Origin of the sequence: Lysobacter cavernae (assembly GCF_042648505.1) — a bacterium.
In the GTDB taxonomy this organism is placed as follows: domain Bacteria; phylum Pseudomonadota; class Gammaproteobacteria; order Xanthomonadales; family Xanthomonadaceae; genus Lysobacter_L; species Lysobacter_L cavernae.
Genome location: NZ_JBHRXK010000002.1, coordinates 154,010 through 167,418 on the forward strand (window position 1 = coordinate 154,010; position 13,409 = coordinate 167,418).

At 69.2% G+C, this 13,409-nt stretch carries 15 protein-coding genes; 6 read left to right on the forward strand and 9 right to left on the reverse strand.

What is annotated here, in order from left to right:
* Positions 1-36 precede the first annotated feature (36 nt).
* The 4 genes from lpdA to ACFOLC_RS05135 all read right to left on the reverse strand — a co-directional run bounded on the left by lpdA (position 37) and on the right by ACFOLC_RS05135 (position 4,839).
* A complete protein-coding gene (gene lpdA / locus ACFOLC_RS05120) occupies positions 37-1,836 on the reverse strand; it encodes a dihydrolipoyl dehydrogenase (RefSeq protein ID WP_386758158.1) in 1,800 nt (599 codons plus the stop codon).
* A gap of 16 nt (positions 1,837-1,852) precedes the next feature.
* A complete protein-coding gene (locus tag ACFOLC_RS05125; protein ID WP_386758159.1) occupies positions 1,853-2,506 on the reverse strand; it encodes a hypothetical protein in 654 nt (217 codons plus the stop codon).
* On the reverse strand, positions 2,503-3,936 hold the full coding sequence (locus ACFOLC_RS05130; protein ID WP_386758160.1) for a dihydrolipoyllysine-residue acetyltransferase: 1,434 nt from the start codon (positions 3,934-3,936) through the stop codon (positions 2,503-2,505). Before ACFOLC_RS05130 ends, ACFOLC_RS05125 begins: the two co-directional genes overlap by 4 nt.
* A gap of 96 nt (positions 3,937-4,032) precedes the next feature.
* A complete protein-coding gene (locus ACFOLC_RS05135) occupies positions 4,033-4,839 on the reverse strand; it encodes a DUF2884 family protein (RefSeq protein ID WP_386758161.1) in 807 nt (268 codons plus the stop codon).
* A 309-nt stretch (positions 4,840-5,148) separates the two neighbouring features.
* Between ACFOLC_RS05135 and ACFOLC_RS05140 the strand changes: the two genes are divergently transcribed.
* The gene (locus tag ACFOLC_RS05140) at positions 5,149-5,829 is read left to right on the forward strand and encodes an OmpW/AlkL family protein (protein ID WP_386758162.1); all 681 of its coding nucleotides are present in this window, start codon (positions 5,149-5,151) and stop codon (positions 5,827-5,829) included.
* A gap of 158 nt (positions 5,830-5,987) precedes the next feature.
* Complete coding sequence (locus tag ACFOLC_RS05145) at positions 5,988-6,182, forward strand: hypothetical protein (RefSeq protein ID WP_386758163.1); 195 nt, start codon at positions 5,988-5,990, stop codon at positions 6,180-6,182.
* 24 nt (positions 6,183-6,206) lie between these two features.
* Here ACFOLC_RS05145 and ACFOLC_RS05150 read toward each other — a convergent pair whose 3' ends face one another.
* A complete protein-coding gene (locus ACFOLC_RS05150; protein ID WP_386758164.1) occupies positions 6,207-7,091 on the reverse strand; it encodes a DMT family transporter in 885 nt (294 codons plus the stop codon).
* Positions 7,092-7,149: 58 nt separating this feature from the next.
* A complete protein-coding gene (locus ACFOLC_RS05155; RefSeq protein WP_386758165.1) occupies positions 7,150-8,226 on the reverse strand; it encodes an NAD(P)-dependent alcohol dehydrogenase in 1,077 nt (358 codons plus the stop codon).
* A 150-nt stretch (positions 8,227-8,376) separates the two neighbouring features.
* Here ACFOLC_RS05155 and ACFOLC_RS05160 point away from each other — a divergent pair, with 150 nt between their 5' ends.
* Complete coding sequence (locus tag ACFOLC_RS05160) at positions 8,377-8,859, forward strand: YajQ family cyclic di-GMP-binding protein (RefSeq protein WP_386758166.1); 483 nt, start codon at positions 8,377-8,379, stop codon at positions 8,857-8,859.
* Positions 8,860-8,932: 73 nt separating this feature from the next.
* On the forward strand, positions 8,933-9,475 hold the full coding sequence (locus ACFOLC_RS05165; RefSeq protein WP_386758167.1) for a DUF1415 domain-containing protein: 543 nt from the start codon (positions 8,933-8,935) through the stop codon (positions 9,473-9,475).
* A 124-nt stretch (positions 9,476-9,599) separates the two neighbouring features.
* Here ACFOLC_RS05165 and ACFOLC_RS05170 read toward each other — a convergent pair whose 3' ends face one another.
* The 3 genes from ACFOLC_RS05170 to ACFOLC_RS05180 are packed head-to-tail and all read right to left on the reverse strand — an operon-like array spanning position 9,600 to position 12,102.
* Positions 9,600-10,289: an HAD family hydrolase gene (locus tag ACFOLC_RS05170; RefSeq protein WP_386758168.1), complete on the reverse strand. Its 690-nt coding sequence runs from the start codon at positions 10,287-10,289 to the stop codon at positions 9,600-9,602.
* Positions 10,286-10,993, reverse strand: a complete 708-nt coding sequence (locus tag ACFOLC_RS05175) for a pseudouridine synthase (RefSeq protein WP_386758169.1) — start codon at positions 10,991-10,993, stop codon at positions 10,286-10,288. The genes ACFOLC_RS05170 and ACFOLC_RS05175 overlap by 4 nt, the downstream gene beginning before the upstream one ends.
* A gap of 32 nt (positions 10,994-11,025) precedes the next feature.
* A complete protein-coding gene (locus ACFOLC_RS05180) occupies positions 11,026-12,102 on the reverse strand; it encodes a class I SAM-dependent methyltransferase (RefSeq protein WP_386758535.1) in 1,077 nt (358 codons plus the stop codon).
* A gap of 183 nt (positions 12,103-12,285) precedes the next feature.
* On the opposite strand from ACFOLC_RS05180, the gene ACFOLC_RS05185 reads away from it, so the two are divergent.
* Positions 12,286-13,038: a hypothetical protein gene (locus ACFOLC_RS05185; RefSeq protein WP_386758170.1), complete on the forward strand. Its 753-nt coding sequence runs from the start codon at positions 12,286-12,288 to the stop codon at positions 13,036-13,038.
* A 103-nt stretch (positions 13,039-13,141) separates the two neighbouring features.
* Positions 13,142-13,402 (forward strand): hypothetical protein, encoded by a 261-nt coding sequence (locus ACFOLC_RS05190; RefSeq protein ID WP_386758171.1) that lies wholly within the window; start codon positions 13,142-13,144, stop codon positions 13,400-13,402.
* Positions 13,403-13,409: the final 7 nt, after the last annotated feature.

Below are 13,409 nucleotides of genomic sequence, written 5' to 3' on the forward strand. Positions count from 1 at the left end.
ATGACCGGGGCTTTTTGCTGATTGGCTATCGCGTGGTCAGGTCTTTTTCTTCGGGATGTAGAGGTCGGTGATGGTGCCCTCGTACACCTCCGCGGCCATGGCGACCGATTCGCTCAGGGTCGGGTGCGGGTGGATGGTGTGGCCGATATCGGCGGCCTCCGCGCCCATCTCGATCGCCAACGCGACCTCGCTGATGAGGTCGCCGGCGTGCACGCCGACGATCGCACCGCCGACGATGCGGTGCGTCGCTTCGTCGAAGATCAGCTTGGTGAAGCCCTCGCCGCGACCGATGCCCACGGCGCGCGCGGACGCGGCCCACGGGAACTTGCCGACGCCAACCTTCAGCCCCTTGGCCTTGGCTTCGGTCTCGGTGACGCCGACCCAGGCGATTTCCGGGTCGGTGTAGGCGACCGACGGGATCACCCGCGCCACCCACTCCTTCTTCTCGCCGGCAGCGACTTCGGCGGCGAGCCTGCCCTCGTGCGTGGCCTTGTGCGCCAGCATCGGCTGGCCGACCAGGTCACCGATGGCGAAGATGTGCGGCACGTTGGTACGCATCTGCCGGTCGACCGCGATGAAGCCACGCTCGCTGACCTGCACGCCGGCCTTGTCGGCGTCGAGCTTGCCGCCATTGGGCGCACGCCCCACGGACACGAGCACGCGGTCGAAGGTGCCCGACTCCAGCGCCGGTACCTGACCCGCGTCGGCGCCCTCGAAGAACACGGTGAGGCCCTTCTTCGACGCCTCGACCTTGGCCGCCTTGGTCTTGAGGTGCACGGCCACGCCCTGCTTCTTCAGGCGCTCGGCGAGCGGCCTGACCAGGTCCTTGTCGGAACCGGGCATCAGCTGGTCCATGAACTCGACCACAGTGACCTCGCTGCCGAGCGCACGGTACACCGTCGCCATCTCCAGGCCGATGATGCCGCCGCCGACCACCAGCAACTGCTTCGGCACCTCCGCCAGCTCCAGCGCGTCGGTGGAGTCCATCACCCGCGGGTCGTCCCACGGGAAGTTCGGCAGCTTCACCGCCTGCGAACCGGCGGCGATGATGCACTGTTCGAAACGCAGCAGTTGGGTCTTGCCATTGGCATCGGCAATTTCCAGCTCATGCGGCGAAACGAACCTGGCCACGCCCTGCACCGTGCGCACCTTGCGCTGCTTGGCCATGCCAGCCAGGCCCTTGGTGAACTGGCCGACCACCTTGTTCTGCTTGAAGTCGCGCAGCTTGTCCAGATTGATCTTCGGCTTGCCAAAATCGACGCCGATCTCGGCGGAATGCGCGGCCTCCTCGATCAGGGCCGCGGCATGCAGCAGCGCCTTGGAGGGGATACAGCCGACGTTGAGGCAGACGCCACCGAGCGTTTCGTAACGCTCGACCAGCACCGTGTCCAGCCCCAGGTCGGCGGCGCGGAACGCGGCGGTGTAGCCGCCGGGACCGGAGCCGATGACCACGATGTGGCATTCGATGTCGGCCGGCTTGCCGGTGCCCAGCGCGGGCTTGGCCGCGGCACTGGCAGGTGCGGCCGGCGACGGCGCGACCGGCGGCTTGACCGGTTCCGCGGCGGGCGCGGGCTTCGCCGGTGCCTCGGCGGTGGCGCCCGCACTATCAAGAATTGCGATCACCGCGCCCTCGGCGACCTTGTCGCCAACCTTGACCCTGAGCTCCTTGATCACGCCGGCGGCCGACGACGGCACTTCCATCGTCGCCTTGTCCGACTCGAGCGTGACCAGACCCTGGTCCTGCTTGACCGTGTCGCCGACCGCGACCAGCAATTCGATCACCGGCACGCCGTCGTAATCGCCGATGTCCGGCACCTTCACTTCAATGGGGGCCATGCGTTTCTCCTGCGCTTCAGCCGGCGGCGCCGGCGAGCGATTGTTCCAGTTGGTCCAGCGACTCGCCGAGCTTGAGCCAGCGCTCGGCGCGGTCTTCCTCGTCGTCGCCAGTGGCGTCGATCATCAGCTCGAGCTGCTGCATCAGCTCCTCGCCGGGGCCGCAGCCGGGTTGAAGGCCGCTTACGCGCAGGCCGTCGACCACGAACAACAGCACCTCGTCATCAAAGAATTCGGCGGCGCGGTCCTGGGGCGTCAGCGCGCCGAGGGTGCGCTGCCACTCGGTGACGACGCGCCGGCCCAGCGCGGCCGGCATCGGCACTTCGACCTGTTCGGGCGGCCGCGCGGTGCGCAGTTCGAGGCGGCCGCCGCTCCAGGCCGAGACGCGCTCGTCAGCGGTGCTGTAGCGCAGCCACCAGTCGGCATCGTCTTCGCCGGCGAACAGCTGCAGGCCGCTTTCAACGCCGCGCAACGGCAGACGGGTCAGCGTCAGCACCGGCTTCCTGGCCGTACCGGCGAACAATTGCTCGACCGTCGAACCGTAGTTCTCGGTCGCCGGCGGCCAGCCACGGCCCAGGTCGACCCGGCAGTCGTCGGCGGCGCTCGCTGGCGGCGCCAATAGAGCTTGCCCCGCCAGCAGGCCGGCGAGCAGGCACAGGGCGCGCCGGTTCACAGCAGCACGCGCCGCATGTCGGCCAGCAGCTGCGCCAGGGTGGCGGTGAAACGCGCGGCGGCGGCGCCGTCGATGACGCGGTGGTCGTAGCTCAGGGACAGCGGCAGGATCAGGCGCGGCTTGAACTTCTCGCCGTTCCACACCGGCTGCATCGCCGACTTGGACACGCCGAGGATCGCCACTTCCGGCGCGTTGACGATCGGCGTGAACGCGGTGCCGCCGATGCCGCCGAGCGAGCTGATCGAGAAGCAGCCGCCGCTCATCTCGGCCGGCGTCAGCTTGCCGTCGCGCGCCTTCCTGGCCAGCTCGCCGGTTTCCTGGGCGATCTGCAGCACGCCTTTCTTGTCGACGTCGCGCACCACCGGCACGACCAGGCCGTTGGGCGTGTCGGCGGCGAAGCCGATGTGGAAGTACTTCTTCAACGTGAGGTTCTCGCCCGAGGCATCGAGCGAGGCGTTGAAGGTCGGGTACTTGTGCAGCGCGGCGGCCGAGGCCTTGATCAGGAAGGCGAGCATGGTCAGCTTGATGCCGGGGCTGTTACCAGCACGCCCCTCGTTTTCCTTGTTGAGCGCGACGCGCAGCGCTTCCAGGTCGGTGATGTCGGCGTCGTCGTGCTGGGTGACGTGCGGGATCATCGCCCAGTTGCGCGCCAGGTTGGCGCCGGACAGCTTCTGGATGCGGGTCAGCGGCTTGGTTTCGATCTCGCCGAACTTGCTGAAATCGACCTTCGGCCACGGCAGCAGGCTCAGACCACCGCCAGTCGCCGCCGGCACCGCGGCGGCCACGCCGCCTTGGCCCGACAGCACGCTTTTGACGAACTTCTGCACGTCGTCCTTGCTGATGCGACCACCGCGCTCGCTGCCGGCGACCTGCGCCAGGTCGACGCCGAGCTCGCGCGCGAACAGGCGCACCGCCGGGCTCGCATACGGCACCTTGTCGGGCATCAGCTCGTCGGCGTTGAACGCCACCGGCGGCGACACCGGGTTTGAAAGCCGTGGCGGCATCGCCTCCGGGTCGGTGCCCGGCCGGGCCGCGTCGATCGACGCCTGGGCGATGCGGTCGGCCTGCTGCGGCACCACCACCGGCTCGACCCGGGTCGCGGTTTCAGCGGCCGTGACATGCTGTGCGGGCGCGGCCGGTTCGGCACGCGGCGGTGCGGCGGCAGGTGCTGCCGGTGCAGCGACGGCCTCGCTCGGCTCGATCAGCGCAACCACGCTGCCTTCGGCCAGTGCGTCGCCGATCTTGACCTTGAGCTCGCGCACGACACCGGCAAACGGCGCGGGCACCTCCATCGTCGCCTTGTCGGACTCCAGCGTGACCAGACCCTGGTCCTGTTTGACCGTGTCGCCGACCGCGACCAGCAGTTCGATCACCGGCACGCCGTCGTAATCCCCGATGTCGGGGACGCGTGCTTCCTTCAACTCAGTCATGTGGGGGGCTCCGCAGAAGATTGCGCGAAAACCCTATTGTGCTGGTTGCCGGCCACCGCGCCAACCGCGTCCGACATACGTCACGGTATCGCCTGCTCAGCCGTTGCCGGCATCCGGCGCAGGCGCCTCGCGTTGGCCGGCGTCGTCCTTGCCGGGCGCACTGACCTCGGCGCGGACTTCGAGCAAGTCCAGGGCCCGGCCGTCGGATAGGCGGAACTCGAGCGCGTTGTCGATCCGGTCGAGCTCGACCATGCGCTGGCACAGGCGCTCGGCACGTTGCTCCAGCGCCTTCGCGCGCGGCTCGACGCGCGCCTCGATCTGCCCGTCGAGGTCTTCCATGCGCTTGAGGTGGCTGGCGTCGCCACTGAAGGCGGCACTGATGGCGCCGCCGACGATGTCGCCGATCATGCTCGGGATCACTTCGGCGACCGCGTCTCCGATGCCGTCGCCGAGGTCGCGGCCGTTGAACCGGGTCGGTGTGACCGCGCGCGCCAGGCGTGCGTCGATCTGGCTGCGTGCCTTGTCGACCTTTGTCTGCACCGCATTGGGGTCGCTGCTGAAACCGGCGGCGACCTCGCCCAGCACGGTGAAGGCGATGTCGGCGGCGTCGCGGCCGATCGCCTGCGCCTCCGGCATCGCCGCGCGCGCGCCCAGCTCGAAATCGGCGATGCGCTGGCGGTCGTCCGCGCTCAGCGTCACCCAGCGGTCATCGACAAACAACCGTCCCTGGCGCATCACGATGGCCTTGGGCGCGCCGCTGTCGCGGGTCAGGATCACGCTGCGCTCGTCGATGCTGAGGTCGTAGTCGCTCTCCATGTGGCAGGACGCGGCGACGCCCACCTGCGCGGCGAGCGCGCTGCCGCAGGCCAGGGTCAAAGCGGTCAGCACGAACGGACGGCGCATGGTGACTCCGGACGGTGTGGACTGCCGCCTATCTTGCCGCGGCGCCGGGCCGCTGTCCTGTGCCCGTCGCGGCGTCCGCCAGCCGCGCGCTCCTTCCGTGACGACGCGGCCTCGCGGGCATCGGCGGTGGCGCGCAATCACCCGGTCAAGTGATGTTCATGCGGGTCGTGTCTACGCGCACGCCCGTTGGCACCCGCCGCAGGAAAAGTTCCGCCGCATGCGATCGCGTTGCAAGCGAGGTTCATGCAACGGCGGCTAGGGTGTGCGCGCCTCCCCCAAGGCATCAATCTATAACGAGGAGTCCTCTCCATGATGCGTTTTCGTCATTTGACCCTGGCCGTACTGGCCACCCTGGCCGCTGCCCCGGCCGCCTTCGCTCAGGATGCGAGCACCGACACCACGGCCAGCGACAGCTACGCCAGCACCGCGAGCGGCAAGCGTTTCGCCGTCGTCGGCGGCTACGCCCTGTCCGAGCCGACCAAGAACCCGAGCATCGCCGGCGAGCGCAGCAATGTCGACGGCGACGGTGCCGCCACGCTGAGCGCGAGCTGGTACATCACCGACAACATCGCCGTCGAGGCGTGGGGCGCGGCCGACAAGTTCGGTCATCGCGTCAAGACCGGCAACGGCAAGGTCGCCAGCGTCGACAGCCAGCCGTACGCGGTGAGCGGCCAGTACCACTTCCGCAACGCCGACGCCATCGTGCGTCCGTTCGTGGGCCTGGGCTACTTCGAGGCCAACGTCGACGGCGAACAGGCCGAGCCGACCGGCGCCCTCGCCGGCCAGCGCATCGGCGTGGAAACCGCCAAGGGCGCGATGGCCACCGCCGGCGTCGACCTCAACATCAACCCGACGTGGTTCGCGCGCGCCGACGTGCGTTACCTGCAGGACACCAGCGGTCAGCCCAACGTGATGATCGACGGCGTCAACGCCGGCAAGGCCGAGTTGAACCCGGTCATCCTGGGCGTCGGCCTGGGTGCGCGCTTCTAAGCCTGCACCGATCTAAGCCTGTACCGGCACCCACAGCACCCGACGGGCTCCGCAAGGGGCCCGTCTTCGTTTGGGTCGCGTGGGCGTGGCTGGCGCCGTTCACACGGTGCTCACCTGCGGCGGCTAGGGTCGCCACTGATCCACACGCGGAGCCCCCCATGACCACCAAGCTCGACAAACCGCTGCGTCGCGAGATCCTGATCGAGGACCGGCCCTTCACGCTGACCATCGACGCCGACGGCCTGAAGCTGGTCGAGAAGGGCCGCCGCAACGGCCACGAATTGCGCTGGCAGGACCTGGTCAGCGGCGACGCCGCCTTGAATGCCGCATTGAGCGCCAGCACCGGCGGTTGATCGCGGTAGCGTGCGCGCTGCGCGCTACGGGTGCTCAGCCTCGGCGTGCACGCGTTCGCGGCGCAACAGGTAGAAGCCGCTGGCCATGATGATGCCCGCGCCCAGCCAGGTGACGGCATCGGGTAGCACGTCCCACAGCGTGAGGTCGAGCAGTACGCCCCAGACCAGCGCGGTGTACTCCAGCGGCGCGATCAGCGAGGCTTCGCCGAGGCGGAAGGCCTCGGTGATCGCGTACTGGCCGAGCGCGCCGGCGATGCCGATGCCGAGGATCAGCCAGCCGTCGCTGGCGCGCAGCGGCACCCACTGCGGCCAGGCCAGTGCGCCGGCGCCGAGCGCGATCATCACCATCAGCCACACCATCATCGACTGGGTGCTGTCGGTGCGCGCCAGCACGCGTACCGTGATGGCGCTGACCGCGTACATCATCGCCGCCACCAGCACCGCCAGCGCGGCCAGACTGATCAGGCCTTCGCCGGTCGGCCGCAGCAGCACCAGCACGCCGATCAGGCCGATGCCAATGGCGGTCCAGCGCCGCGGCCCGACCTTCTCGCCGAGAAACGGCACCGACATCGCGGTGATCAGCAGCGGCGCGACGAAAAAGATCGAGTAGGTGGTCGACAGCGGCAACTGGCTCACCGCGTAGACGAACGACGCCATCATCGCCACCCCGAGCACGCCGCGCAGCAGGTGCAGCGACCAGCGCACGCGCAGCAGCGGGCCGACACCCACGGTTGCCAGCGCCCACGCCAGCACGAACGGCAGCGACGCCGCACCGCGCAGCGAAGCCACCTGGAACGGTGGGTAATGACCGGAGAGCTGTTTCAGGCCGGCGTCCATCAGCGCGAACATCGCCACCGCCACGAGCATGGTCAGCATCGCCCGGGTCTGCCGGGCGCGGGTCGGGTTCATGCCAGCGCCTTGGCCGATGGCGTGGTCGGGGTCCTGATGAAGGCGTCGCGTCGCGGCATCACGGCGCAGCCGCGGCCCAGCTGGCAATGTCGATGACGAAGCGGTAGCGCACGTCGGAGCGCAGCATGCGCTCGTAGGCCTCGTTGACGCGCTCGATCGGGATCAGCTCGATGTCGGCGGCGACGCCGTGCTGGGCGCAGAAGTCCAGCATCTCCTGGGTCTCGCGGATGCCGCCGATCATCGAGCCGGCCAGGCGCCGGCGCTTGCGGATCAGCGCGCCGGCGGCGACCGGTGCCGGTGCCTCGGGGATGCCGAGCAGCACCATGGTGCCGTCGAGCGTCAGCAGCTCCAGGTAGGCGTTGTAGTCGTGCTCGGCCGAAACCGTGTCGACGATGAAGTCGAAACGGCGTGCGTGGCTCTTGAACACGCTGCCGTCGCGGGTCGCGGCGAAGTCGCTGGCGCCAAGCGCGAGCGCGTCGGCTCGCTTGGACTCCGACGTGCTCAGCACGGTGACCTGCGCGCCCATCGCCGCGGCGATCTTGACCGCCATGTGGCCGAGCCCGCCAAGCCCGACCACCGCCACTTTGTCACCGGCCTTCACGCCGAAGTGCTTGAGCGGCGAGTACGTGGTGATGCCGGCGCACAGCAGCGGCGCGGCACGATCGAGTGGAATCGCCTCGGGCACGCGCACCACATAGGCCTCGTTGACGGTGATGCGGGTCGAATAACCGCCGTAGGTCGGCCGGGTCTTGTCGAAGCGGCCGTCGCTGCCGCGCTCGTAGCTGTTGTAGGTGCCGCTCATGCCGAAGTCGCAGTACTGCTCCTCGCCGGCCTGGCACGACGGGCAGCGCCGGCAGGAGTCGACGAAGCAGCCGACGCCGACCGCATCGCCATGCTTATAAGTCGTCACCTGTGCCCCCACCGCGGCGACGCGGCCGATGATCTCGTGGCCGGGCACCATCGGGAAAATCGAGCCGCCCCACTCGTCGCGGGCCTGGTGGATGTCGGAGTGGCACACACCGCAGTAGAGGATGTCGATCAGCACCTCGTGCGGTCCCGGCGCGCGGCGTTCGAGCGTGAACGGCGCCAGCGGCGAGATCGCGTCGGCAACGGCGTAGGCGGGCGTGGTCAGCATGGGGGCATCCAGCTCGGGCAAGACGGACAGTCTAGCGACGCCGGCCTGGGGCCACAGCCGGGTTGCGGGCAACGCAGCGTGCCGCGGCTGGGTCGACGGGCGCGCTTGCGCTACCCTTTGCGCCCGTTCCAGGATCCTGCGGAGCCCGCCATGCCTTCCTTCGACGTCATTTCCGAAGTCGACAGCCACGAACTGACCAACGCCGTCGACCAGGCCAACCGCGAGCTCGGCACGCGTTTCGACTTCAAGGGCGTCGACGCCAAGTTCGTGCTCGAGGACCAGGTCATCCAGCAGTCGGCGCCGAGCGACTTCCAGCTCAAGCAAATGACCGACATCCTGCGTGCGCGCCTGATCGCACGCGGCATCGACGTGCGCTGCCTGGAGTTTGGCGACATCGAGACCAACCTCGCCGGCGCGCGGCAGAAGGTCACCATCAAGCAGGGCATCGAGCGCGAGCTGGCCAAGAAGATCCAGGGTGCGATCAAGGACGCCAAGCTCAAGGTCGACAGTCAGATCAACGGCGACAAGCTGCGCGTGATCGGCAAGAAGCGCGACGATCTGCAGACCGCAATCGCGCTGCTCAAGGCCAGCGAGTTCGAGCAGCCGCTGCAGTTCGACAACTTTCGTGATTGACCCTTCGACCCCGCGGGCTACGCCCGACACGCCAGGACGACACGCTCAGGATGAACGCTCAGGACAAACGGTCATGACTGACAACGAAGACCCCATCGCCGCGACGCGTCGCTGGCTGGAGCGGGCGGTGATCGGCCTCAACCTGTGCCCGTTCGCCAAGGCCGTGTACGTCAAGCAGCAGGTGCGCATCGTACTGAGCGAGGCGACCACGCCCGAAGCCCTGCTCGAAGACCTCGCCGCCGAGCTGGTCATGCTGCAGCAGGCCGACCCCGAGCAGACCGACACCACGCTGCTGGTGCATCCGCGGGTGCTGGCGGATTTCCTCGATTACAACGATTTCCTCGACCTCGCCGACGAGGCGGTCGCGGCGCTCGATCTGGAAGGCGAGATCCAGGTCGCCAGTTTCCATCCGGACTACCAGTTCGCCGGCACCGATATCGACGACGTCGGCAACTGCAGCAACCGCTCGCCCTACCCGACCCTGCACCTGCTGCGCGAGGCCAGCGTCGAGCGTGCGGTCGAGGCCTACCCCGACCCGGACGTGATCGTCGAGCGCAACCTGGAAACGCTGGAGAAGCTCGGCCTCGACGGCTGGCGCAAGCTGCTGGCGCCGTAATGATCCGGCCCCCAAGTCGATCGTTGCAGGAGCGGCTTCAGCCGCGAGCTTTGGGTGATGCCCCGAAGACACGCGAACAGTTCGCCGCTGAAGCCGCTCCTACATGAAACAAACTCGGGCCGGATCAACAAGGCCCCGTCGTCAACGCCGGCTCGAGCAAGGCCCGCGCCTGCAGCAGCGAATCGACGATGCGGTGGCCGAGCGCGCGCACGGCGGCGTCGGGCATCACCAGGTCCGGCACCTGGATCGGGGTCATGCCGGCGGCGAGCGCAGCGCGCACGCCGGGCACGGAGTCCTCCAGCACCACGCATTGCGACGGCGCCACGCCCAGGCGCTGCGCCGCGAGCAGGTAGATGTCCGGTGCCGGCTTGGCATGGACGACATCGCTGCCGGTGACGACGGTGTCGAAGTGCGCCAGCAGGCCGCAGCGCTGCAACTTCTGCAGTGCGCGCTCGCGCCGGGTGGAGGTGACCACCGCGCGCGGCAAACCGCGCTGCGCCAGCAACGCCAGCAGCTCCAGCACGCCCGGCTTGAGCGGCAGACCGGCCTCGACCTGCACGTCATAGCGCGCGTGGCAGTGCTGCAGCAGCGCCTGCACCTGCGGCTCCGGCAGACGCGCACGCAACAGCTCGACACAGGTGCGGTCGGGCAGGCCGACGAACGACAGCCACAGCTCGTCGTCGAGGGCTAGTCCAAGTCGCTGCGAGGCCTGGCGCCAGCACTGCAACAGTGCGCGCTCGCTCTCGATCATCAGGCCGTCCATGTCGAACAGCACCGCGGCCGGGGCGAACGCCACCGGCATGTGCTCGCTCATGCGGCGCCCTCGAACAGGCGCTCGAGGTCGCGTGCGCCGAGCGCACGCCACTGCCCGGCGGGGAGGTCGTCCAATGCCAGCCCGCCGACGCGGCTGCGGTGCAGCGCCTCGACGTGGTTGCCGACCGCGGCGAACATGCGCCGCACCTGGTGGTAGCGGCCCTCGGTCAGCGTCAGCCGTGCGTGGCGTGGATCGACCGCCGCCATCGTCGCCGGCGCCAGCGGCGTGGTTTCCGATTCCAGCAGCAACGTGCCGCTGGCGAATACCGCCGCCTCGTCGCCGCGCAGGTCGTGCGCCAGCGTGGCCTCGTAGACCTTGGCCAACCGCGCCCTGGGCGAGACGATGCGGTGCAGCAGCGCGCCGTCGTCGGTCAGCAGCAGCAGGCCGCTGGTGTCGCGGTCGAGCCGGCCGACCGTCGACAGCAGCGGCGAACGCAGGCGGAAGCGCGGCGGCAGCAGGTCGTAGACCACGCGGCCGGGGTCCTTGGTCGAGCAGGTGTAGCCGACCGGCTTGTGCAGCATCAGCGCCAGGCCGGCGGGAGGATCGAGCGGTGCGCCGTCGATGTGGATGCTGTCGTGGCCGACCTTGTCGTCGGCGTACAGCACCTCGCCGTGCACATCGGTGATGCGGCCCTCGCGGAACATCGCCGCGACGTCCTTGCGGCTGCCGTAGCCAAGGTTGGCGATGAGTTTGATCAACTTCATGGCGTGATACTCATGGCGTGGTTTTCATGGCGTCATCGGTTTCCTGGCTTGACCCGTTTTTCATGCGACTCCCCGGCACTGCGGGCAGCGACAGCCTCGACCACCTTGAAGCCGTGCTGCTGCGCGACCGTGCGCACGTGAGCGAAGCGCGCGTCGAGCTCCGCCTCGTACGGCAAGTGGCGGTTGGCCACCAGCCACAGGCGTCCGCCCGGCCGCAACGCCGACGCCGCGGCCGCGATGAAGCGGCGGCCGATGTCGGGCCGGTCGGCGCGGCCCTGGGCGTGGAATGGCGGGTTGCTGACGATCACGTCGAAACGTTGCGGCAGGCCCGCGGTGACGTCGTGCCAATGGAAGCCGAGCGCGACGCGCGCGCCGGCGCCTGCAAGATTGTGGCGTGCCAGTTCCAGCGCCCGCGCCTCGGCCTCGTACAGGTCGAGCGCGGTGATGCCCGGGCAGCGCGCCAGCAGCTCCGCGGCCAGGAAGCCGTAGCCGGCACCGAGGTCGGCGGCGTGGCCGCTCAGGTCGGCCGGCAGGTGCTCGGCGAGCAGCTTCGACGCCGCGTCGATCCGGTCCCAGGCGAACACGCCCGGGCGGCTGACGAAGCGGCCGTCTAGGATCGGCCGCGGTGCATCGAGCGCACGCCATTGCGCGGCCAGCCCGGCATCGGCCGCGCCCTGCAGCGGCGCGGTCCAGAACACCCGGCACTTGTGCTTGGACAGGCTGGCGACCGGGCCGGCGATGCGTGCCAGGTCGGTCTCGCCCGACTTGGCGCCTTCGTTGTTGCTCATGCAGGCGACCACGCGGCCGCCGGGGGCGCAGCGCGCCAGCGCGCGCGCGAACAGGGCCCGAGCCTCGTCGCGCTGGCGCGGCGGCAGCACCAGCACCAGCGGGTAACGGCGTTCGTCATCGTCATCATCGGCGGCAAGCACAAGACCGGAGCGCTGCAGCGCATCGGCCTCGGGCTTGAAGCTCTGCTCGCAGACCAGGCCCGGCCAGGCGCGCTGGTGCAACGGCCAGCCATCGCGCGCGCGCAGGAACAGGACGCCGCCGGCCTGTGGCCAGGACAGCAGTCCACCTGCCGACGCGTCGTCGACCGGCAAGCCTTCCATAAACGGCAGCAGCAGCGTCTGCAGTGCGGCGTCGGTCGCCGTGTCAGCGTGCACGGGAGCGGTTGATGACATTCATTGCCGGTGATTTTACGCGGCCTGGCCGGCCGCCTGCGCGCGGCCGCATCGCACCGCCTTAACGCGGCGCGGGGTTAGGGTTGGGACACACCCGAATGGAATCGCCCGATGCGCTACCTGGTCGTGCTGGCCGCGCTGCTGATGCCGGTCATGGCGTGGTTCACGCAGCGGGGGGCGTTCGGTCCCGGCATTGGCGCGACTGCGGACCGTTATCCGACCCTGCTGGACGTGGCCGATTACGCTTTCGCGATCTGGGCACTGATCTTCCTGTGGGACCTGGTGTTCGCGTTTGCCCAGTTGCATCGTCACGACCACGCCGCACTGGCCCGGACCCGTCCGGCGGCGGCGGCCGGCTTCGCCTTCACCGCATTGTGGATGCCGTTGTTCTCGCAGCAACTGTTCTGGCCGGCGTTACTGGTGATCTGGCTCGCGCTGGCCTGCCTGGCCTATTGCGCGGTCACGCTGTCGCGCGACCACGTGGCGCTGCGGCAGCTGCGATGGCGGGCCTGGTTTCCGTTGTCACTGCATGCCGGCTGGCTGTCGTTGGCGGTGTTTCTCAACACCGCGCAGGTGATCGTCGCGCAACGGCTGCTGTCGCCGGAGCGGATGCTGCCGTGGAACCTGGCGCTGTACGCCGCGGCCGCGGCGCTGCTGCTGACGCTGAACGCGCGCATGCACGGCAACCTGGGCTACGTGCTGGCGGCGCTGTGGGGGCTGGCGGCCGCGTACGTACAGCAGTCGGCCGCCACGGCGCCCGGAGCTCGGGTGGCGGCCGGGGTCGCCGTCACGGTAGCCGTGGCGCTGCTGGCACAGAGCGCCTGGTTGCGCGCACGCGTGCATCGTCACATCTTCAGTGATTGATGCGCTCGCGCAGGCGTTCATGCTCGCGTCGACGACAACGGCTTCATGCCCAGTCAACACCGCAACCGTCACCATCGTCCCAACCTTTTTGAGGAGAACCGCGATGCGCGCCCTCTTCGTCGGCGGTGTCGTCGACAACAGCGAACTCGATCTCGACGGCGCCGAGCCGCCCCTGCACTACCCCGATAACACCGGCGCCGGCCGCCCGCGCTACCGCCTGCACCAGATCGGTGTGCGCGACGGCACCATCGCCTACGCGGTCTACGGGGCCCCCGACCTGGCCGATGCCGAGATCGCGCGCGTGGTGCAAGAGCGCGACTACCCGCGCCGCTTCGAGGCCAGCCCGCAGGCGGTGCTCCAATAGAGGCGGC